14 protein-coding genes are annotated in these 21,557 nt (G+C 70.5%); 5 read left to right on the forward strand and 9 right to left on the reverse strand.

Annotated features, from left to right (window positions below):
* Positions 1 to 43 precede the first annotated feature (43 nt).
* Positions 44 to 2,095 carry a non-reducing end alpha-L-arabinofuranosidase family hydrolase gene (locus OG241_RS32325; RefSeq protein ID WP_405820292.1) on the forward strand — a complete coding sequence of 684 codons (2,052 nt, stop codon included), beginning with the start codon at positions 44 to 46 and terminating at the stop codon, positions 2,093 to 2,095.
* 122 nt (positions 2,096 to 2,217) lie between these two features.
* Here the strand turns inward: OG241_RS32325 and OG241_RS32330 are convergent, their stop codons facing one another.
* Positions 2,218 to 3,072, reverse strand: a complete 855-nt coding sequence (locus tag OG241_RS32330; RefSeq protein WP_405820294.1) for a hypothetical protein — start codon at positions 3,070 to 3,072, stop codon at positions 2,218 to 2,220.
* Positions 3,073 to 3,385: 313 nt separating this feature from the next.
* Here OG241_RS32330 and OG241_RS32335 point away from each other — a divergent pair, with 313 nt between their 5' ends.
* Together OG241_RS32335 and OG241_RS32340 are read left to right on the forward strand one after the other, a co-directional pair.
* Positions 3,386 to 6,394, forward strand: a complete 3,009-nt coding sequence (locus OG241_RS32335) for a helix-turn-helix transcriptional regulator (RefSeq protein ID WP_405820295.1) — start codon at positions 3,386 to 3,388, stop codon at positions 6,392 to 6,394.
* 329 nt (positions 6,395 to 6,723) lie between these two features.
* Complete coding sequence (locus tag OG241_RS32340; protein ID WP_405820297.1) at positions 6,724 to 11,019, forward strand: carboxypeptidase regulatory-like domain-containing protein; 4,296 nt, start codon at positions 6,724 to 6,726, stop codon at positions 11,017 to 11,019.
* Positions 11,020 to 11,117: 98 nt separating this feature from the next.
* Here the strand turns inward: OG241_RS32340 and OG241_RS32345 are convergent, their stop codons facing one another.
* From OG241_RS32345 to OG241_RS32360, 4 genes are all read right to left on the reverse strand, one after another.
* Entirely contained in the window at positions 11,118 to 11,972 is an 855-nt protein-coding gene (locus OG241_RS32345; protein WP_405820299.1) for a carbohydrate ABC transporter permease, read from the reverse strand.
* Between the two features lie 61 nt (positions 11,973 to 12,033).
* Positions 12,034 to 13,074 (reverse strand): carbohydrate ABC transporter permease, encoded by a 1,041-nt coding sequence (locus tag OG241_RS32350; protein ID WP_405820301.1) that lies wholly within the window; start codon positions 13,072 to 13,074, stop codon positions 12,034 to 12,036.
* 61 nt (positions 13,075 to 13,135) lie between these two features.
* On the reverse strand, positions 13,136 to 14,476 hold the full coding sequence (locus tag OG241_RS32355; protein ID WP_405820302.1) for an ABC transporter substrate-binding protein: 1,341 nt from the start codon (positions 14,474 to 14,476) through the stop codon (positions 13,136 to 13,138).
* 118 nt (positions 14,477 to 14,594) lie between these two features.
* The gene (locus OG241_RS32360) at positions 14,595 to 15,617 is read right to left on the reverse strand and encodes a LacI family DNA-binding transcriptional regulator (RefSeq protein WP_405820303.1); all 1,023 of its coding nucleotides are present in this window, start codon (positions 15,615 to 15,617) and stop codon (positions 14,595 to 14,597) included.
* A gap of 180 nt (positions 15,618 to 15,797) precedes the next feature.
* Here OG241_RS32360 and OG241_RS32365 point away from each other — a divergent pair, with 180 nt between their 5' ends.
* Positions 15,798 to 17,180, forward strand: a complete 1,383-nt coding sequence (locus tag OG241_RS32365) for a mucin-1 (RefSeq protein ID WP_405820305.1) — start codon at positions 15,798 to 15,800, stop codon at positions 17,178 to 17,180.
* Between the two features lie 170 nt (positions 17,181 to 17,350).
* On the opposite strand, the gene OG241_RS32370 is transcribed toward OG241_RS32365, so the two are convergent.
* The 4 genes from OG241_RS32370 to OG241_RS32385 form a co-directional block, all read right to left on the reverse strand.
* Complete coding sequence (locus OG241_RS32370) at positions 17,351 to 17,959, reverse strand: hypothetical protein (RefSeq protein ID WP_405820307.1); 609 nt, start codon at positions 17,957 to 17,959, stop codon at positions 17,351 to 17,353.
* A complete protein-coding gene (locus OG241_RS32375) occupies positions 17,943 to 18,440 on the reverse strand; it encodes an RNA polymerase sigma factor (RefSeq protein WP_405820308.1) in 498 nt (165 codons plus the stop codon). The genes OG241_RS32370 and OG241_RS32375 overlap by 17 nt, the downstream gene beginning before the upstream one ends.
* Positions 18,441 to 18,571: 131 nt before the next feature.
* The gene (locus OG241_RS32380; protein ID WP_405820310.1) at positions 18,572 to 19,222 is read right to left on the reverse strand and encodes a class F sortase; all 651 of its coding nucleotides are present in this window, start codon (positions 19,220 to 19,222) and stop codon (positions 18,572 to 18,574) included.
* Positions 19,219 to 19,608 (reverse strand): sortase-dependent protein, encoded by a 390-nt coding sequence (locus OG241_RS32385; protein ID WP_405826518.1) that lies wholly within the window; start codon positions 19,606 to 19,608, stop codon positions 19,219 to 19,221. The genes OG241_RS32380 and OG241_RS32385 overlap by 4 nt, the downstream gene beginning before the upstream one ends.
* 476 nt (positions 19,609 to 20,084) lie before the next feature.
* Between OG241_RS32385 and OG241_RS32390 the strand changes: the two genes are divergently transcribed.
* The gene (locus tag OG241_RS32390; RefSeq protein WP_405820312.1) at positions 20,085 to 21,548 is read left to right on the forward strand and encodes a vanadium-dependent haloperoxidase; all 1,464 of its coding nucleotides are present in this window, start codon (positions 20,085 to 20,087) and stop codon (positions 21,546 to 21,548) included.
* Positions 21,549 to 21,557: the final 9 nt, after the last annotated feature.

The following is a 21,557-nucleotide window of genomic DNA, read 5'->3' on the forward strand; positions in this document are numbered from 1 at the left end:
CCACCGATCGCACCACTCAACCCCCCATCCCGACAGGAGAAACATGAACCCGCTGAAACGGCTCGGCCATCGCCGAGCCTCGGTCCTGGGCCTGCTGGCCGCGACCGTACTGGCGACACCCGGGGCCGCGATCGGCGCGGCGGGCACCATAGCCGCTCCCGCCACGCCCGCCGCACCCGCCGCGCCCGACGCCGTTCGGGCCTCCACCCTGGGCGCCCAGGCGGCCCAGTCCGGACGGTACTTCGGAACGGCCGTGGCCGCGGGCCGGCTCGGCGACCGTACGTACACCGGCATCCTGGACCGTGAGTTCAACATGGTCACGCCCGAGAACGAGATGAAGTGGGACGCCACCGAGCCGTCCCGCGGCTCGTTCAACTTCGGCCCCGGCGACCAGATCGTCAACCGCGCGCTGTCCCACGGTCAGCGCATGCGTGGCCACACCCTGGTGTGGCACTCCCAACTGCCCGGCTGGGTCAGCTCCATCCGGGACGCGAACACCCTGCGATCCGTGATGAACAACCACATCAGGACGGTGGCGAACCACTACAAGGGCAAGATCTACACCTGGGACGTGGTGAACGAGGCGTTCGCCGACGGCGGCAGCGGCCAGCTCCGCAGCTCGGTCTTCCGGGACGTGCTGGGCAACGGCTTCCTGGAGGAGGCGTTCCGCACGGCCCGGGCGGCCGACCCAGGGGCCAAGCTCTGCTACAACGACTACAGCATCGACGACTGGAACGCCGCCAAGACCCAGGGCGTCTACCGCATGGTGCGCGACTTCAAGTCACGCGGCGTACCCATCGACTGCGTCGGCCTCCAGGCCCACTTGGGCGCCGGCGGTCCCCCTGGCAGCTTCCAGACGACGATCTCGAGCTTCGCCGCACTCGGCGTGGACGTCCAGATCACCGAACTGGACATCGCGCAGGCGTCGCCGAACGCGTACGCGAACACGGTCAGGGCCTGTATGAACGTGGCGCGCTGCACCGGCATCACGGTCTGGGGCATCCGCGACAGCGACTCCTGGCGAAGCAACGAGAACCCGCTGCTGTTCGACCGTAACGGCAACAAGAAGTCGGCGTACAACTCGGCGCTGACGGCGATGGGCGGCACCCCTGCCACGACCCGCGGCGCCGCCGACGCCACCGCCCTGCCCAACCGGTACTCGTGGAGCTCCAGCGGCGCCATGATCGGGCCGAAGTCCGACGCGACGCACAACATCGCGGGCCTCAAGGACCCGACGGTCGTCCAGTACAACGGCAAGTACCACGTGTTCGCCAGTACCGCGAGCCGCTCCGGCTACAACCTGGTCTACCTGAACTTCAGCGACTGGTCCCAGGCCGGCTCGGCCACCCACCACTACCTGGACCGCACCGCCATCGGGACCGGTTACCGGGCCGCGCCGCAGGTCTTCTACAACGCGCCGCAACGCCTGTGGTACCTCGTCTACCAGACCGGCAACGCCTCGTACTCCACCAACCCCGACATCAGCAACCCCAACGGGTGGAGCGCCCCGCGCAACTTCTACGCGTCGATGCCGGACATCATCCGGCAGAACATCGGCAGGGGCTTCTGGGTCGACATGTGGGTGATCTGCGACAGCGCCAACTGCTACCTGTTCTCCTCCGACGACAACGGTCACCTCTACCGCTCGCAGACGACCGTCGGCCAGTTCCCGAACGGATTCACGAACACCGTCATCGCACTGCAGGACTCCAAGAACGCGTTGTTCGAAGCGAGCAACGTCTACAAGGTGCAGGGCAGCAACCAGTACCTGCTCCTCGTCGAGGCCATCGGTTCCGACGGGCGGCGCTACTTCCGTTCCTGGACCGCCTCGAATCTCGGCGGCTCCTGGACACAGCTCGCCGCGTCCGAGGGCAATCCCTTCGCCCGGGCGAACAACGTCAGCTTCCCCGCGGGCGCCTGGACCCGGGACGTCAGCCACGGCGAGATGATCCGCGCGGGCTACGACCAGACACTCACCATCCCCTCCTGCCGGCTCCAGTACCTCTACCAGGGCCTGAACCCCAACGCGGGCGGCGACTACGACCTCCTCCCGTGGCGGCTCGGCCTCCTGACCCAGACCAACTCGACCTGCTGACCGACCGAGCAGCGGGGAGCGCTTCCGACGGGAGCGCTCCCCGTCAGGGGGCCGCGGCGCCGGGTGCCGTCGTGGACGGTGGGCCGGCGCCGGGTTCGTACGGCGGGGGAAGGCCGGGAAGGTTACCTGACGTCGACGTAGTCGGCGGCCGACGTCGAGGCGGCGGTGCTGAGGTTTGTCGCGAAGGTGAAGCGGTAGTAGCCGTCCGCCGTGGCCTTGACGACGGTCCTGAGCGTGCCGCCGGTGCCGCTGGTGAGCGTCTTGAGGGTGGTGTAGGTGTTGCTGCCCTTCTTGCGGTACTGCAGCAGCACCTTCTGGCCCGGGAAGCTGGCGTACGTGCCGTCGTTCCAGTTGGCGCGCTTCAGCTTGCCCGCGACGGTGATGTTCTTGTTCTTCGTCACCGGCTCCGGGGTGGCGTCAAGCGTCAGCTGGGACACCTTCTTGATCTTGGTGGTGGCGACGTTGTCGTTGTAACTGGCGTTCGCGTAGAGGTCGTAGCCGCCCAGGAAGAACTTCCAGACCCCGGCGACGCCGTTTTTCTTCAGGTCCGTGGCGGCGTTGACGTGGAAGACGGCGGTGCATCTGTAGGTGCCGGTCTGGGTGGTCGACTCCGTGCACTCGGGGTCGTCGTCCGTGCCCAGGGAGCCGGTGATGGTGTCCGTGTCGGAGCTGTCGGTGCCCTGCCACAGAAAGGCCTGCGTGAGCGCGACGCCGCTGTCGCTGGTGGCGGTGTACGTGACGGTGACGGCCTTCTTGGTCGTGACGCCGAGGACGATGTCCTTGCCGCCGTTGATGACCGCGTTCGAGAACTTCATGCTGCCCAGCGAGTCCTTCGGACGCACGGTCTCCGGGGCGAAGGAGCTGAGCTTCGCCGACGTGCCCGTACGCTCCGACGCCTGGGCGGCGGTTGCCGGAAGAGCGAGCGCGGACAGAACGACGGCACCGGAAAGAACGGTGGCCGAGACGTGATGACGCATACGGATCCCCCCATGAGAACGCGAGAGGCCTGCCCAAGTCTGCTCCCGGCCAGGCCCGTTGATGTGCATATCGTACGAACCTGACGCAACGTTCATGAAGATCCCTTGGGCAATAAGTGGGTAACGTGATTTAGGGGACGTGGGGGATGCGGGCGACGAGCGTCAGAAAACCTTCGGGCGGCCGTAGTTGGCGCGGACCGGCGCGGCTCGGCGCGGTCGGTGTGGGGGCGTGGCATGCTGCGATGTCGGGACTCGTACGGGCGTTCGGTGATCCGGGTGTGCAGGCTCCGGGTGGGGTGGGGGAGGCGGTCGGATGGAGCGCTCTGCGGAGGGCGGCCTTCCGCCTGTGCTGCCCAGCCTCAGCGCTCCGCGCTTCGTCGGGCGGGCGGCCGAACTGCACCGGCTGACCGAGGCGTTGGCCCGGCCGCCGGCCACCGTTCTCGTCGAGGGTGAGGCCGGGATCGGCAAGAGCCGGCTCCTTCAGGAGGTGCTGGACGAGCCCGGTGTCGCCGCTCGACGACCGCTGGCCGCCATGTGCCCGCCGTTCCGGGAGGCTCTGACCCTGGGCCCGGTCGTCGATGCCGCCCGTGATGCCCAACCTGATGTGGCCGAGCTGGTTCTCACTCCCCTCGCCGGGGTGCTGCGCCCGCTGTTCCCGGAGTGGGGGCAGGACCTGCCGCCGGCCCCCGAGACGCTGTCGGACGCGGGTGCCGCCCGGCACCGGCTCTTTCGCGCACTGGCCGAACTGCTGGACGCCATGGGCGTCGGCGTGCTGGTCCTGGAGGACGTCCACTGGGCCGACGAAGCCACCCTGGACTTCCTGCTGTTCCTCGCCTCCCGTCGGTCCCGCCGGATGAGCCTGGTGCTGACCTACCGCCCCGAGGACGTGCCGCCCGACTCCGCGCTGATGCGACTGACCTCCCGGCCCCCGCCCGGCACCGGGTACGTACGGATCCGCCTCGGCGCGCTGGACGTGCCGCAGACCGCCGAGCTGATGTCGTCGATGCTGGACGGGGAGCACGTCTCCGAGACGTTCGCGTCGTTCCTCCAGGAACGGACCGACGGTGTGCCGCTGGCGATCGAGGAGTCCGTACGGCTGCTGCGCGACCGGGCCGATCTGGTCCGGCGCGACGGCGAGTGGGTCCGCAGGACGCTGGCCGACATCGCTGTGCCGCCCACCATCCGGGACGCCGTCGCCGAGCGCGCCTCGCGCCTCACCCCGGACGCGCAACGCGTGCTGCGGGCTGCCTCCGTACTGGCCGAGCCGGTCGGCCCGGCCGTCCTCGCGACGGTGAGCGGTCTCCCGGACAACGTTGCCGGGCAGGCCGTCGACGCCGCCGTACGCAGTGGACTGCTCGGCGAGGACCGGGCCGGCCGGGTCAGTTTCCGGCACGCCCTGGCGGCCCGCGCGGTCTACGACATGACGCCCGCGCCCGACCGCCGGGCCCTGCACCGAAGAGCGGCCCGCTCACTGCGGGCCCTGACACCGCAGCCGGTGTCCCGGCTCGCCCACCACTACCGGGAGGCGGGGGACACCGGGCGGTGGCGCGAGTACGCGGAACTGACCGCCGACCTCGCGCTGGCCTCCGGGGACCACCGCACCGCCGTAGGGTTGCTGCACGAGTTGCTCACCGGGAGCGAGCCGCCCGCCGCCTCGATGGCCCGGTGGGCACAGAAGATGCCGGTCCTCGCCTTCACCGGATTCGTCGGCCGCGGCGACCTGAGCCGCGCGCTGCGCAGGGTGCTGGACGGGGAGGCGCTCGCCCCGCACGACCGCGCGGCCGTCCGTATCCAGCTGGGGAGGATGCTGCTGCACGCGGGCGAGTACGCCGCCGGCGCGGCGGAACTGGAGAGAGCGATTCCGGATCTGGCCGACGAACCGTTCCAGGCGGCCTGGGCGATGAACACGCTCGGCAGCCCGCCGGGAACCCTGATGTCCGCCCGGGAGCACCGCCGTTGGCTGGACCGGGCGGCCGACGCGGCCCGGCTGCCGATGACGGCGGACCAGCGGCTGGCTCTCGTGGTGGATCGGGCAACTGCCCTGCTGGACATGGGCGATGAGGTCGGCTGGGCCGTGGCCGCGGAACTGCCCGACACCGCGGCAACCCCGGAAGGAATGATGCAGCTGGCCCGCAGCGGACTCAACATCGCCAACGCGGCCATGCGTTGGGGCCGCTACGACGAGGCCAGAGCACTGCTGACGACCGGGCTGGCCAGAGCCGAGGAACACCGGTACCAGCGGCTCCACGACATCATCCTGGTGACGCTGGTGCACCTGGACTGGTTCACCGGCGACTGGGACGGACTGGCCGAGCGAGCCGCCGCCCTGGCAGCGGTGGACGAGGAACCCCTGCTCCAACTGGATGCACTGCTGGTCACGGCCCTGCTGGACGGGGCGGTCGGCGGCAGCGCAGCGAACCCCGGCCCCGGCCCCGCGGCCGAAGGCGGGCTCGGGACCGTCGAGGAGCGGCTGCGCCTGGTGCTCGACGCGGGGCTGCGGCGCGGCGTCGTGGATGTGCCGCTGGAACCCGCGGCGGCGCTGGCGCGGATCCGGCTCGCCGAGGGGTCGGCCGCCAAGGCGTTGGAGCTGACGGAGGGGCCGGCCGACGTCGTGGCCCGCAAGGACATCTGGCTGTGGGCCACCGAGTTCGCACCGGTGCGAACCGGCGCGCTTCTCGCGGTCGAACGGCCGGACCAGGCACGGCAGTTCGTCGCGGACCTGGCCAAAGGACTCAGCGGCAGGAACCTGCCGGCAGCGGACGCCGCGCTGGAGACCTGCCGTGGAGTGCTGGCAGAGGGAGAGGGCCGCAGCGCCGAGGCAGCCGCCGCGTTCGGCCGGGCCGCCACCGCCTGGCAGCGCCTGCCCCGGCCGTACGAGGCACTGCTCGCCACCGAACGCCGGGCCGACTGCCTGCTGGTGGCGGGAGACAGGGACACCGGACTGGCCGAACTCGCCCGCGCACAGGCCGGGTTCGCGGCACTTGGAGCCCGGACGGACGCCGCCCGGGTGCACGCGGCGCGCCGTGCGGCCGGGGCGCCGGTACGCGAGGTGTGGCGCGGCGGGCGGCGCGGCTACGGTGACCAACTGTCCCCGCGTGAACTGGAAGTGGTCCGGCTGATGCTCACCGGACTGACCAACCCGGCCATCGCACGGGCGCTTTCCCGCTCCCCGAAGACCGTTGCCGCGCAACTGAACTCCGCGATGCGCAAGTACAAGGTGACCTCGCGTACCGCACTGGCGGTCAGCCTGACACAGGCCGGAATCACCCCGTCGGAAGGCCATGCCTCCGGCGAGGGCTCCGGCGAAGGCTCCGATCTTTAGGTCATCCGCCCCATCGCGAGGACACACGGCGGCCGTTGATACTCAGTGCGCGCAGGGCCCGCGAGCCCGCCTTCACCTGGACATGACCGGAGAGGCATCCATCCGTCGGATGAGCAGCACACCTCCTGAACCTGAACCTGAACCGAAGCCCGACGTGCCGCCCGCCGCATCGGGCGTACTTGCCGACGACACGACGGAAGACTCCGCGGAAGACCCCGCCTGTGGGGACGACATGTACAGCGGTTACGAACCTCTTTGATCCCGGCCCGACCGGTCCCTGAACGCGACGAAAAGGGTGCCCCTTGCTGTCCTCTCTGTCCGAAAGACGTGTGCGCGTCCGCGCGCCGCTCGCCCTCCTCATAGCCGGCTGTCTCGGTGCCGCGGCTCTCTCCGCGACACCACCGGCCACCGCCGCCGCGGCCACTCCTGGTCCCTCGGCCTCGTCATCGGACGCCGACCCCTCCCGTGCCTCCGACCTGCTCAACGCCGTGCCGCAGGACAACGTCCCGCAGAACTACGTCCCGGCGGGCTGCAACAACCCGAGCGTCGAGGAAGGCGTGGCCCAGTGCTTCGCCGACGTGGTCACTGACTCCGACCACATCGTCAAGCCGCAGGCGAGCGCGCCCCCTTCCCAGGCGCTGGGCCCGGCCGACATCCAGGCGGCGTACGGCCTTCCCGCCGGCGGCGAGGGCAGGACGGTGGCGATCGTCGACGCGTACGGCAACTCCCACGCCGAGGCCGACCTGGCCGAGTACCGCAAGCACTACGGGCTGCCCGAGTGCACCACCGCCAACGGCTGCTTCCGCAAGGTCGATCAGAACGGCGGCACGGACTACCCCGCCGACGACGCGGGCTGGGCGCTGGAGACCGCGCTCGACCTCGACGCCGTGTCCGCCGCCTGTCCGGCGTGCAACATCCTTCTCGTGCAGGGTGATTCGGCGAGCCTGGACGATCTGGGCACCGCGGTCGACACCGCCGTACGCCTGGGCGCCAAGTACGTCTCCAACTCCTACGGTCTGCCCGGCGAGGGCGCCTTGCAGACCGCGTACGACCACCACTACGAACATCCCGGTGTGGCCGTGGTCGCGTCCACCGGTGACACCGGCCATGTCCAGAACTGGCCCGCCACCAACCCCAACGTGGTGGCCGCCGGCGGCACCCGGCTGACCCGCGCCGCGGGCACCGAGCGCGGCTGGACGGAGTCCGCCTGGACCTCCGGCGGCTCGGGCTGCTCCCTGTACGAGGCCCAGCCCGTCTACCAGCGGGGGCTCGCCACCGGCTGCGACACCCGGGCGACGGCTGACATCTCCGCGGTCGCCGACCCCGCGACCGGCCTGGCCGTGTACGACACGGTGAGCAAGGACGGCTGGCTGCAGGTCGGCGGGACCAGCCTCTCCGCACCGCTGATCACGGCGATGTACGCGCTCGCGGGCACCCCCGTCGAGGACACCTACCCGGTGACCTACCCGTACATCAACGGCTCCGGGCTGACCGACGTCACCGAGGGGTCGAACGACGACTGCGGCACGGTGGGGTGCACCGCCGGTGCCGACTGGGACGGCCCGACCGGTCTCGGCACCCCGGCCGGCGTGTCCGCGCTGGCCTTCGGCGCCCACGGAACGCTGTCCGGACGAGTCACCGACAGCAGGTCAGGCGCCCCGCTCGCCGGTGCGGCGCTCACCATCTCCGAAGAAGCGGCAGGAGGAGCAGCGGCAGGAGCAGCAGGAGGAGGAGCGGCAGATGGCCGGGAGTACCGCGTCGTCACCGGCGCCGACGGGGCGTACAGCCTGCCCGTCGCGGTGGGCGACTACCGGATCACCGCCACCGACTTCGGCTACCGGGAGAACACCCGCTCCGGGGTGAGTGTCGCCGAGAACCGGAGCACCACCGCCGACCTGACCCTGGTGAAACTGCCCACCCGCACGCTGTCCGGCACCGTGAAGGACGGCAGCGGGCACGGCTGGCCCATGTACGCGAAGATCACCATCGACGGCTATCCGAACGGCGCCCTCTACACCGACCCCTACACCGGCAAGTACAGCGTGGAGCTTCCGGATCAGGCCACCTACGACGTCCACGTGGCCCCGGTCTACCCCGGCTACCTGAGCACCGACCTGAGCATCCCTGTGGGCAAGGCCGATGTACGTACCGACGTCGCGTCGGACGTGGACCTGACGGCCTGTGTCGCACCCGGCCACGCCTACCCGGCCGCGACCGGCTTCGAAGGCTGGACCGGCACCACTCCCGAGCACGGCTGGACGGTCGTCGATCACGGGACGGACGGCGCCGCCTGGGACTTCTCCGACAGCCTGCTGCCCAACTGGACAGGCGGAACCGGGAACTGGGCCACCGCCGACCCCTGGGGCAGAGGCGGTGTCCACGAGGACACCGAACTCGTCTCGCCCACCTTCAGCCTGGCGGGCCAGAGTTCACCCGTGCTCGGCTTCGACACCATCTACGCTCCCAGCAAGGACTCGGTGGCCGATGTCGACCTCAGCCTCGACTCGGGCGCGACGTGGACCACGGTGTGGCACCGGGACACGGCTGAGTTGCTGAGCCACGTCGAGGTCCCCCTGACCCGGGCGGCGAACGCGAAGAACGTGAAGGTGCGCTTCCACTACTCCGGCAGCGGCCTGTCGGTCTGGCAGCTCGACACCGTCACCGTCGGCTCCTGCGCGGCCGTGAGCGGAGGCATCGTCGCCGGACAGGTCGTCGACGGCAACACCGGCGCCGCCGTCACGCCCGCCACCGTCACCGACACCGCCGACCGCTACGCGACGGCGACGACCGTGGAGACCCCCGACGACCTGGCGCTGGCCGACGGCTACTACTGGATGTTCAGCGAGCCCACCGGACGTCACACCTACCGGACGGCCGCCGCGCGCTACACCACCTCGACCGGCACCGTCACGACGCGGCCGGACAAGGTCAACCGGTTCGACCGCACGCTCAAGGCGGGCCGCCTGGGGTTGAGTTCGGATGCTCTCTCCGTCAGTGAGTCACTGGGCGGATCGGGCAGCAGGAAGGTCACCTTCACCAACAAGGGGCAGGCCCCGCTGCACGTCAACCTCGGTGAGCAGAGCACCGGTTACACCTCGCCGACCGGCACCCCCACCACCACTTCGGACTCCTCGGCAGGAGCCCCGACGCGGAGAGTCAAGGGCAACTACACACCCGGACCCATGAGTTCCACCTCCAAGGCCCCGAAGAGCACGTCGAGCTACGCGCCGTCGGCCACAACTACGACATCCGCATCGACCGGCCCCTGGACCGGCATCGCCGACTACCCCGCGCCCGTCATGGACAACGCGGTGGGCACCTACCAGGGCAAGGTCTACTCCGTCGGCGGGATCACCGGTCTCTTCGGTGGGGAGTTCCTCAGCCGCGGCTATGTGCACGACCCGTCCACCGACGCCTGGACGCCCATCGCCGACCTCCCCGAGGCTCTGGAGTCACCGGGCGGGGCGTTCGTCAACGGGACCATGTACGTCGTCGGCGGCTGGAGCGGGGGCGGCGGCGCCCGCGCCACGCTCTACGCCTACCACCCCACCACCGACACCTGGACCCGCCTCGCCGATCTGCCCCAGGCCGTCGGCATGCCGAACGTGACCGTCCTCGACGGCAGCCTGTACGTCATCGGAGGCTGCGGCGGATCCGGCTGCAACGACATGGTCAGCACCGTCTACCGCTACACCCCGGCCACGGACACCTGGACCCGCCGCGCCGACTACCCGTTCCCCATGATGCGCGCGGCCTGCGCGGGCATCACCGGCGAACTGGTCTGCGCCGGAGGCATCTCGGCCAGTACCGCCAGGGGAGAGACCTACCGCTACAGCCCCTCCGCCGACACCTGGACCCGCGCCGCCGACATGCCCGACCCGCGCTGGGGCGCCGTCGCCGGCGGGAACGACGGCAAGCTCCAGGCCGTCGGCGGCATCGCCGTACTGGACGCGGTCAACACCGTCGTCGAATACGACCCGGTGTCCAACACCTGGTCCAGCCTGCCCAACACCACCTCCACGGTCATCCGGGCCGGCGGCGGCTGCGGGATCCACCGCGTCGGCGGCATGACCACGACCTACGACGCCGTCACCTCGGCCGAGGTCCTGCCCGGGCACGACCAGTGCGACGGCGACGACGTCACCTGGCTGTCGGTGGACAAGACCTCGTTCGACCTCGCCCCCGGCCGCTCCACCACGGTCACCGTCCGCGCGGACGCCTCCGCCGTGACCACGGCCGGCACCTACACCGCCCGACTCACCTACAGCACCGACGCCCCGTACGCCGGAGCCTCGGTCGAGGTCAGCCTCAAGGTCACGATCCCGCGGACCTGGGGCCACCTCTCCGGAACGGTCACCGACAGGCGCACAGGAGCGCCGCTCGCCGGAGCCACCGTCCAGATCTGCCCGGCGGCACACGCCGGAGCGCCCGGCTGCGACCGCCGCACCCACACCGTACGCACGGTACGCACCGACTCCGACGGCCGCTACGACCTCTGGCTGGACGCCCGCCCGAGCCCCCTGCGGATCACCGCCTCGGCCGACGGCCACCGCCCGGCAACCAAGGAGGTGACCCTGCGGCCGGGCCGCGCCACCACGGCCGACCTGTCGCTGACCGCGATCTGACCCCACCGCTTGCCGCTCGCACCGCTCGCACCGCGCCCACCCGGAAACTCTGCCGGGTGGGCGCGGTGCGCGTCGGCACGTCCCTCCGGCGGTCGTCCTCAGCCCTTGACCGCCGAACTGGCGACGCCCTGGACGAACCAGCGCTGGAAGAACGCGAAGACGATCAGTACGGGCAGGACCAGGAGGACACCGAAGGCGAGCGTCTGGCCCCAGTCCGGGGGCAGTTGGGCCTGGAAGACGCTCATCTCCAGCGGGAGGGGGCGTACCGATGGGTCGGAGACCATCAGGACCGGCCAGAGGAAGGAGCCCCACTGGGTGAGGAACGTCAGGATCGCGACCGACGCGAAGGCCGGCTTCGACATCGGGACGACGATCGCGAAGAACGTGCGCCACGGGCCCGCCCCGTCGATGCGGGCGGCCTCCTCGATGCTCGGCGGGATCGAGCGGAAGAAGGTGTGGAACTGGTAGACCGAGAAGGCGTTGGCGACGAACGGGAGCGCCAGGATGTAGAGGGTGTTGCGCTGGTCGTTGAACATGTAGAAGAGCGGGACGGCCACCGACTCGAACGGGACCAGCATCAGGAGGAGTACGAGGGTGAACACCGCGTCCCGGCCCCGCCACTTCAGCCGTGAAAGCCCGTACGCCGCCATCGAGTTGACGAACAGGCCGCCGGTCACCACCACGAACGCCAGCAGCAGCGAGATGCCCATGAAGCGCCAGAAGTAGCCGGTGCTGTCGGAGTTGAGGCTGTCGAGGACCGCTGTGTAGTTGTCGAAGGACAGGTGGGTGGGCAGAAAGCCGGAGAGGCCGTTCAGTACCTCGTCGGACGGCTTGAGGCTGCCGATCAGCAGATAGAGGACCGGCAGCGTGAAGACGAACGCCAGCACGCTCAGCACGGCGTAGTCGAGGAAGCGGCGCAGGGGGGCGCGGGTCGGGCCCGTGGCGGTGTTCATGGTCGGCTCTCGTTCCTCACGTTCGCAGTCCTCAAGTCCTTGGTCCTCAACTCCGCTGCCCTCAGTCCTCGTTGTCGGCGCGGACCACTCGGCGCTGGACGAGGGTCAGGGCGACGACGATCAGGAAGAAGACGACGGTGATCGCGGCTGCCTGGCCGACGTTGTTCCGGTCGAAGGCCGTGGTGACGGCCTCGTACATCACGGTGCGGGTCGCGTCCTCGTCGAGGCCGCCGCCGCGCACGAGGACGTACACCTGGTCGAAGACCCGGAAGGAGAGCACCGAGGTGAGCATCGCGACGAAGACGAGCGTGCCACGGATGCCCGGCAGGGTGACGTGCCGGAACTGCTGCCAGAGGGTGGCGCGGTCCAGTCGGGCCGCCTCGTAGAGCTCGCCCGGGATCTGCTGGAGGCCGGCCAGCAGGATGACCATCTGGAAGCCGACGCCCTGCCAGACGGACAGCACGATGATCGAGGCCATCGCGGTGGCGGAGTCGCCGAGCCAGTCGAAGGCACCCCAGTTGCCGAAACTCACCGCGTGCAGCGCGGAGTTGAGCATGCCCTGGTCGCTGCGGGCCAGGATGAGCCGCCAGATCACGGCGACCAGCGCCATCGGGAAGACGACCGGCATGAAGAAGAGGGACCGGAAGACGCCGATCGCCCGCAGTTTCCGGTTGAGCAGGATGGCCAGCCCGAGCGCCAGGCCCGTCTGCACGGGTACGACGACCACGGCGAAGGTCAGGTTGTTCAGCAGGGCGCGCAGGAACGGGCCGGAGAGGTCCGGGTCGGTGAACAGCCGCCGGTACTGCTCCAGACCGAAGAACGACGGTGCGAGCGGCGAGCCGAGGCGGACGTTGTAGAAGGAGAGGACGACGGCGTAGACGAACGGGACGCCGACGAACGCGATGAGCCCGACGACGGCCGGGGCGGACATGAGCAGTCCGTGCAGCCAGTCGCGGTTCTTGCGGCCCGGCTGCGCTGATCGCGTCGATGATCGTGTCGACCGCGCGGGCTTCACGGATGTCACGGGTGTCGCGGTCGTCACGGACGGCTCCTGCTCCGGGCCGGGCGGTGGCGCGGCATGCGCGGGTTCCACGGGATTCACGGTGTGGGTCCTGTTCCCGGCGGGGCGGGCGCGGCTGCCGCGTCTGCCCCGGCCGACGGTCCTACGGGATCTTGTAACCGGCGTTGTCGGAGAAGTCCTGGTCGATGGCGCGGGCGGCCTTCTCCAGGGCGCTCTTGGGGTCGGCGCCGCCGTAGATGGAGTTCACGGCCTCGCTGAACTTCGACGTGATCACGGGGTAGCCGGCGGTCACCGGGCGGGTGACGGCGACGCAGGACTTGGTGATGTCGGTGTCGCCGCAGGGCTTGGCGAGCTGGTCGGCGTAGAGCTGGAGGGGGCCGCCCTGCTTGTAGAGGCTGCTCTTGGCGAGGGCCGTCCTGGTGGCGGGCACCGCTCCGTTGGCCGTCGTCATGGCGGAGACGTTGGTGTCGTCGAGGAGGGTGTCGATGAACGTACCGGCGGCCTTGGCGTTCTTGGAGTCGGCGCCGATGCCCCAGGCCCAGGAGCCCTGGCCGGTCTTGGGGCCGTTGCCGAAGTCGGGCAGCGGCAGCACGACGAGGTCGTTGCCGAGGGCCTCGCTGTAGGCGGGGTACATCCAGTGGCCGACCCAGCTCAGGGCGACGCGGCCCTTGGCGAAGGCGTTGCCGTCGGTGTTCGGGTCGACGTAGGTCTTCCAGGACTGGAAGGTCTTCATCGCAGAGGCCACGGCCGGGGTGTCGAGGGCGCCTTCCGCCTTGCCGTCCTTGATCAGGGAGCCGCCCGCCGACCAGACGATCGGGGCGAAGCCATAGGTGCCCCACTCGTTGGCGTAGCCGCCGGTCTCCTGGAGGTCGAGGGTCTTGCCGTCGGAGTCCTTGGCCTTCAGCGCCTTGAGCGCGGCGGTGAACTGCGCCGCCGTCCAGTCGTCGGACAGGCCCGTCGGGTACTTCACCCCGGCCGCGTCGAGGAGCTTCTTGTTGCCGTAGACGCCGAGCCCGGAGTCGAACATGCCCAGGCCGTAGTGCTTGCCGTCGACCTCGCCCTGCGCCTTGCTCGCGTCGGTGGCGTTGGCCATGGTCTTGGCGGACACGTACGTGTCGATCGGCGCGAGCTTCTTGTTGTAGACGAAGTTCGCCATCGTCGGGCCGTCGAACTCCATCACGTCCGGCAGCTCTGAGGCGCTGGTGGCGGTGATGGTCTTGGTGTAGTCGGCCTCGGGGATCAGCTTCAGGTCGACCTTGACCGCGCTCTGCGAGGAGTTGAAGGCCTTCACCGCGTTCTGCAGTGCGGCGGCCTCGTTCTTCTGACCCTGGTGGGCCCAGACACTGATGGTGCCCTTCCCGCTGCCGGCCTCGGCGGAGGCATCGGTACCGCCTCCCGAGCCACACGCGGCCAGCGCCACCACAGGGGCGAGGGCCAGGCCCGTACAGGCGATGCGTCGGTACTTGTCGCTGGTCGAGCTCATGGCTGTGCCTCCGTGCTGTGGCGAGGGTTCGTGGTGCTCACGTGCGGGCGTGCGTTCAGGCGTGCTGACGTGCTTTCCAGGCGTGGGGGGTGCGGAGAAACGGGGGGAGGGTGCGGGTTCAGTGCGGTCCGCGCGGGCGGGGCGGCGCGGTGGTCTCGCGGAGTACGAGGCGGATGGGCATCTGCACCTGCTCCGCGGGAGGTTCGGTGTCGGGCTCGTCCAGCTGGCGCAGCAGCAGCCGGGCGGCCTCGGCGCCCTGCTCGGCGACCGGCTGGGCGACGGTCGTCAGGCCGACCACGTCGGCGAGTTCGTGGTCGTCGAAGCCGACGACGGACACGTCGTCCGGCACCTTCAGCCGGTGCCTGCGCAGTGCGCGCAGCGCGCCCATCGCCATCTCGTCGGACTGGGCGAACACGGCGGTCGGCGGCCGGGCGGCGGCCAGCAGTTCGGTCATGGCCCGCTCGCCGCCCTCGACGGTGTAGTCGCCGTCCGCCTCAAGGGCCGGGTCGTGTTCGATCCCGGCGTCGGCCAGTACGGCCAGGTAGGCGTTGCGGCGCTCGACCGGGGTGGTCCAGTGCAGGGGCCCGCTGGAGCCGCTGATCATGCCGATACGGCGGTGGCCGAGGTTCACCAGATGCCGTACGGCGCTCTCGGTGCCGGCCCGGTCGTCGATGCCGACGACGGTGAAGCCGGGCCGGGTGCCGCCGACCGTGGTGGCCAGCGGCACCCCCAGTGAGCGCAGCGCCGCGGACTCCGCATTGTCAGGAATGAGGAGCGACAGCACCGCGTCCACCCGCTTGCGGACCGGCAGCCTGGTGAAGAAACGCTTGCGTGTCTCCGGGGAGCCGAGGTTGTAGAGCAGTACGTCGTAGCCGGCGGCGCTGAACTCGCGCTCGGCGGCGTCCAGCACGGTGCCGAAGAACCAGCGGCCCACGTACGGGACGACGACCCCGATGGTGAAGGTGCGCCCGCTGGCCAGGCTGGAGGCGGAACGTGAGGCGGTGTAGCCGAGCTGGGCGGCGACGGCCGCGATCTGCGCCCGCACCTCGTCCGACACCCCCGGGAGTCCGCGCAGGGCACGGGACACGGTGGACGCCGAGACTCCGGCGGTGCGGGCGACATCGGTGATGCTGGCCGTCACGGCGGGTACCTCCCGTTGATTTCACGTCGGTGTGATCTGCGAGTGACGTGACCGTAAACCCGCCCATCCTGTTGCGCAAGCGTTTGCGTTCATATTTACTTGGGCCGATTCTCAAGAGACCCTTTTGTTATCCAGCGTCAGCGCATACGTTTGGGCGCTGTGGACCGACAGGACCTGTGCATGCGATACGCCCCGCCCGGCCTCTGCGTGAACGACTTCGCCGTCCTGCGCGAGGAGGGCGGCACGTACGCGGTGCTGCATCTGCAGGGGCCCTGGACGCCGGAGTTCGACCATCTGCGGATGGAGACCTCCTACGGCCGGGCCACCTCCACCGACCTGGTCCACTGGGAGCCGCAGGGCACCGCCTTCGGCAACGGTCTGCCGGGCCGCTTCGACCAGCAGGCGGTGTGGACCATGCATCCGATCCCGCACGGCGACGGAATGGCGATGTTCTACACCGGTGTCTCCGGTCTCACGCCGGGCGGCTGGCCGCTGCAGTCGGTCGGGCTGGCGTACTCCGACCGCACGGACGGCACGGGCTGGCGGCGCCACGGCACCGGGCCGGTCGTCGAGGCGGATCCGCGCTGGTACCGCACCGGTGAGCAGATGGGCTGGCGCGACCCGTTCGTCGTACGTGACGACGAGGACGAGACGGAGGACATGGGCGGTACGGACGGTACGGGCGGTTGGGTCATGGTCGTCTGTGCCAGTGACGCCTCCCTCCCCGTCGAGGTCGGCGGCTGTGTCGCCCTGGCGACCTCCGACGACCTGGAGCACTGGACCGTCCACCCGCCGCTGATCTCACCCGGTGACGTCGACGAGCTGGAGTGCCCGGTCCTGGAGCGCCTCGACGACGGGACCTGGCTGCTGCTCGGCTCGATCGGCGCCACCCGGGGCTTCGAGTCGTGGACCGCCCCTCGCCTCAGGGGTCCCTGGACCCGCCGTGGCCCGCTCGGCCCGACCGGCTCGTATGCCCCCCGGGTCGTCCCCGCCCCCGACGGCTCGCGCGTCGTCCTGCACACCACGCCCCGGCGCATCGGCCTCAGCGACACCGGCGAACGCTGCCGGGGCATGCTCGCCCAGCCCAAGTCCCTTGTCGTGAGCGAGAGTTCGGCCCCCCGACTGGAATGGTGGCCAGGCCTGGACGGCTGGCTCGGCGAGGAGACGGACCGCCCCACCCCGCACGCGGTCGGCGACATCGGCATCACCGGGCCGGTCGAGATCACCCTGCGCACGGACACACCGGACGGCGACCGTCCCGCCCTCGCCGTGGGCTGCGACGGCAAGAACCTCTGGATCACCGGCCCCGACGGGAACCGGCTCGGCGAGACCGTCCTGACGGACCCCGCCACCACCCTGCGCATCCTCACCGTCGGCGAATACGTCGAGGTCTACGCCGACAACGTCTTCGTCCTCACCACGCTGTGCTACTCCGGGTACCCCGCCCCCTGGACCGCCGTCACCGAAGGACACGGACACACCGTCCCCGTCCGCCCGGTGCGGCTGCCCGACCCGCACCGCGACGACGCCTCGGCCGTCTGGCCCGGCCCGTCCCCGCGCTGACCCGAACTCCCCTCAGGAAGGCCCAGTCAACCCCGACACCTTCGAACGCACCCCCAAGCCCTCCGCGGTCTGGCTCGGCGGCCTCGCCCACAAGGGACTGCTGCCACGCGCCGACCGGTGACGGACGCCAACCGGTGACAGGCGTTTCCGCTCTACGGAGCTGTCCCGCTCTACGGCGCGGTCGTGCTGTCCTGCGCCGAGTTGCTGGCCTGCGCCGCCGTGCTCGCGTCGCTGTTCGTCGTGGGTGCTTCCACCGCCGTGGTCGGGCTCGTCGAGGCCGCCGGGGTCGGCACGGGCGTGTGGTCGGGCGGGGCGAGGGACGGCTCGACGTCGCGGTGGGGCTCCTGGGTGGGCTCGGGCGTGGGCTCGGTGGGGGGCACCTCGTCGGCCCCCTCGGAGGGGATGGCGGTGGCCGGATCGGGGGAGATCGCCCTGGACTGTGCCGGTGAGGGAACCGGCGTCGCCGGGATCGTCGAGACGGGCGGGGCCATGGGGATCGTAGGGGAGCGGGGGGACTCGGAGCCCGTCGTCAGGTTGAGGGGGAGGACGATGAGGGCGGCGATGGTGCAGGCCACGCCCACTCCGGCCGCGGCGCGGGTGCGGCGACGGCGGGTCGCGGTGCGGCGGATCTCCTCGTAGCGGCCCGGGGGAGCACCCAGGTAGGCGGGGGCGGACGCGGACGCGGGCCCGAGGAGGATCAGGAGCGGGTCGTCGGGGTCGTGGTCCGCGCCGATGGGGTCGAACTCCGGGTCTTCGTCGTCGTCAAAGCGTGTGGTCAAGACTTTTCCTCAGGTGGGCACGGAGTTGTTCACGGGCCGCGTGGAGGTCGGCCTTGATGGTTCCTTCCTTGCGTCCGGTCAGCGCGGACACTTCCCGGATGGGCATGTCAGCGTAGTAGTGGAGGAGAATCGGCACACGCAGTCGTTCCGGCAACGACTGGACGAGGAGACGTACGGACGGGTCCGACGGCTCCGCGTGGCTGCGCAGTGCCGCTTCCGTGGTCACGTGCCGCATGGCCTTTCGCTCGCGCTCCATTTTGCGCCAGTGGTCCCGGACGATGTTCGCCGCCGTCACATAGAGGAAGCCGCGCGGCTCCTCCACGGACGTCCAGCGGGCCCACAGACGCGTGAACGCCTCCGAGGCGATCTCGTGGGCCGTCTCGTCGTCGTCGACGAGACGGCGGCACCAGCCGGCCAGGCGCGGGTAGAGGGCGGCGAACAGCTCGGAAGCTGCCGCCGCTTTCTCGCGGGACCGTTTCAACGCTCTCCATGGGCCTGTTGCCACCGTCGTGGCACTCGTGGGGGAGGACGCCGGGCCGACGGCGTACGTTCCGGCGGCCCGCCGTTCTCTGTGTTCTAGGTGGTCCAGGTGGTCCAGTTGGTCCAGTGTGCTCACGGGATCGTCGACGACGTCAGCGCGGCGAAGACGATCACGTTGTCGAGGTAGCCGTCCTCGTCCCGGGGGCCACCACAGGTGATGAGCCGCAGCTCGGGCCGGCTCACGTTGCCGTAGACGTCGTTCGTCGGGAAGTCGGCCTTGGCCACCGTCCGCACGGAGGTGACCGTGAACTCCGTCTCCGTGCCGTTCTCCAGACGCGCCACGATCTTCTCGCCCCGGCGCAGCCGCGAGAGGCCGCGGAAGACGCCGTCCCCGTACGCGCCGACCGTGACATGGCCGAGGATCACCGACGGGCCGGTCTGGCCGGGCGTCGGCGAGTGCTCGTACCAGCCGGCCTGGTCGTGGTCGCTGATCGGAGGGACCTGCACCGTGCCGTCGGAGGCCAGCCCCAGCCGCATGACCGGGGTGTCGACCCCGATGGCGGGGACGCTGAGCCGGACAGGAGCCGAACGGCCCACCGCCCGGCCGGACTTCGCGGACTGCGCGGAGGTGTGCCGGCCGGCGGTCGACTGCGACGCGACGGCGTCGGGACTCGCGGTCCCCGTCGTCCGTACGCCCCCGGCGCCGGAGGAGCAACCCACGAGCAGCGAGGCCGCGGCAGCCGTGGCCCCCGTGCCGAACGCGCGCCTGGAGAGCACGGTCACGCTCCGGTCGCCCGCCGACGGCGTACGACGATCACCGCGGCGCCGGCCACGGCGAACGCGGCGGCAGCGCCTCCGCCGATCAGGGCCCCCGGCGTTCCGGAGTCCGTCGACGTCGGCGTCACCCCGGTGTTGGGCGCGCCGGCCGGAACCGCGGCGACCTGGGACGGGCTGGCGTCGGCGTCGGTGGTGGGGGCCTCACTGGGCGCCGGGCTGTCTGCCTCGGTCGCCGGTGTCTGGGTCGGTTCGGCGCTCGGCACGGGGGTGGCCTCGGTCGGCGCGGTGGAGGCGGACGGGGTCGGGCTGGTGCCGTCGGCGAACGCGGGTGCGGTGCCCGCCAGTACGGCGGTGGCCGCGAGTGCCACGGCGCTGAGGACGGTACGGCGCACGGTACGGCGCATGGAATCGCTCTCTTTCGTCGGTCCGCCCCCAACGGAGCCCGGAGGAGGGCTGGTTGGGCTGGGCGGGCTGTGAAGGATCGAGCGGAGAGACGACCCGGCGGCCGGACAGGTTGTAAAGAGATGGCAAAGTCGCCGAGCGCTGTCCGCCCGGGGTCACGAGTCCCGGTTCATACGCGACGACCACGGCCCGCGCCCTGCGTCAGACTTTCGCGGTACCGCGAAAGTTGCAGGAACCGGGCGACTACCACGCCGGATCGGCCCGGAGTGCCAACCAGCGTGGGACGACGACGCCCGAGGCCCGCCCGTAGCGTCCTGGACCAGCACCACGACGCATACGCGTCCGAGGGGCGTTCCAGCTGCCGCGCCACCGCCGGGGAGTTGCGCGGTCGGCGGGAGAGTCGAGAACCGGCCCGGAGGGGCAGGACCGCACGACCAGCGTCTTCACACCCTGACAGGAGATTGGCATGCCCATGAACATGGCGAGATCCGTGAACTCCGGCTCCGTGAGCACCAGATCCGTCCGGCCGAGCATGAGGACGTGGCGCCGGGTGCTGGCCACGGCGGCGGTGCTGGCCGCCACCGGCAGCGTGCTCACCGTCACTTCACAGCCCGCGCGGGCGGCGCTGCCGCCCCAGCAGATCGTCGATCCCGTCCTCTACTGGAACGACGTCCTGCTCCAGGTCATCCGGCGTGAGGGGGGCGGGCCGGGACCGATGTCCCGGTCCGCGGCGATGCTGAACGCGGCGATCTACGACGCGGAGAGCTCGTACCAGCTGAAGTGGAAGGGCAAGATCACCTCGGAGCCGTACATCTCCGCTCAGAAGTACGACGGCTGGGTCGAGGGTCCCGACGAGGAGGAGCGGGTGATCGGCCGTACGGCGTACAACATCCTGCTGGGGCTGTACGGCAGGAACCAGACGCAGTTCCTCGACTCGAAGTTCCGTGAGCGGTTCGGTAGCGAGCCGACCGGGTTCGACCTGCTCGACATCACGGTGGTCAACCGCATGGTCACGCAGATGAGGGACGCGCGCAACGGCGACGGCTCCGACAACGATCAGGTGTACGTCGGCGACAACAAGCCGGGCGCGTGGCGGCCCACAAGCTACCCGGACATGCCCGATCCCTCCTGCGAACGCGACAGCCAGGCCGTCACACCGTTCTGGGGCCAGGTGAAGCCGTTCTCCCTCACCTCCGGTTCGCAGTTCCGCCCGGCGACCCCGGGCCTTTACGGGACGTACGAGAAGCTGCTGGCCAGCGACGCCTACAAGGCCCAGGTCGAGGCGGTGCGGTCGGCCGGCGCCGACAAACCGACCGCGCGTACACCCGTCGTCAACCGGACCCCCGACCAGGAGGCGGCGGCCTGGTTCTGGGCCAACGACCAGGACGGCACCTACAAGCCGCCGGGCCAGTTGCTGCAGGCGACCCGCGAGGTCTCCCAGGCCCGCAACCTGAACACGTACGAGAACGCCCGGTTGTTCGCGCTTGTCTCCCTCGCCATGGCCGATTCCGGGATCGCGGTACGGGACGTGAAGTTCCTGACGCCGATCGACCTGTGGCGGCCGGTGTCCGCGATCCGGGAAGGCGGGCTCGACCCGGAGTGGAAGCCGCTGCTGAAGACCCGGGCGGGCGTGAACGTCAACCCGTGCTTCCCGGCCTGGGCATCGGGGCACGCGACGTTCGGCGGGGCCTGGGCCGGAGTGATGAAGCGCTACTTCGGAAGCGACAACATCGCCTTCGACCTGACGACCGACGAGCCCCAGTCGCCGGTGCGTTCCCGCCACTTCACCAGCTTCAGCGCGGCGGCCAACGAGGATGCCTACAGCAGGGTCTGGCTCGGCGTCCACTTCCCGTGGGACGCCGAGGACGGCCTCACCCTGGGTGACAAGGTCGCGGCCCAGGTCTTCACCACGAAGCTGCGGAAGCTCTAGCCCTGCCTC

This window comes from Streptomyces sp. NBC_01390 (assembly GCF_045040105.1).
Classification (GTDB): Bacteria; Actinomycetota; Actinomycetes; order Streptomycetales; family Streptomycetaceae; genus Streptomyces.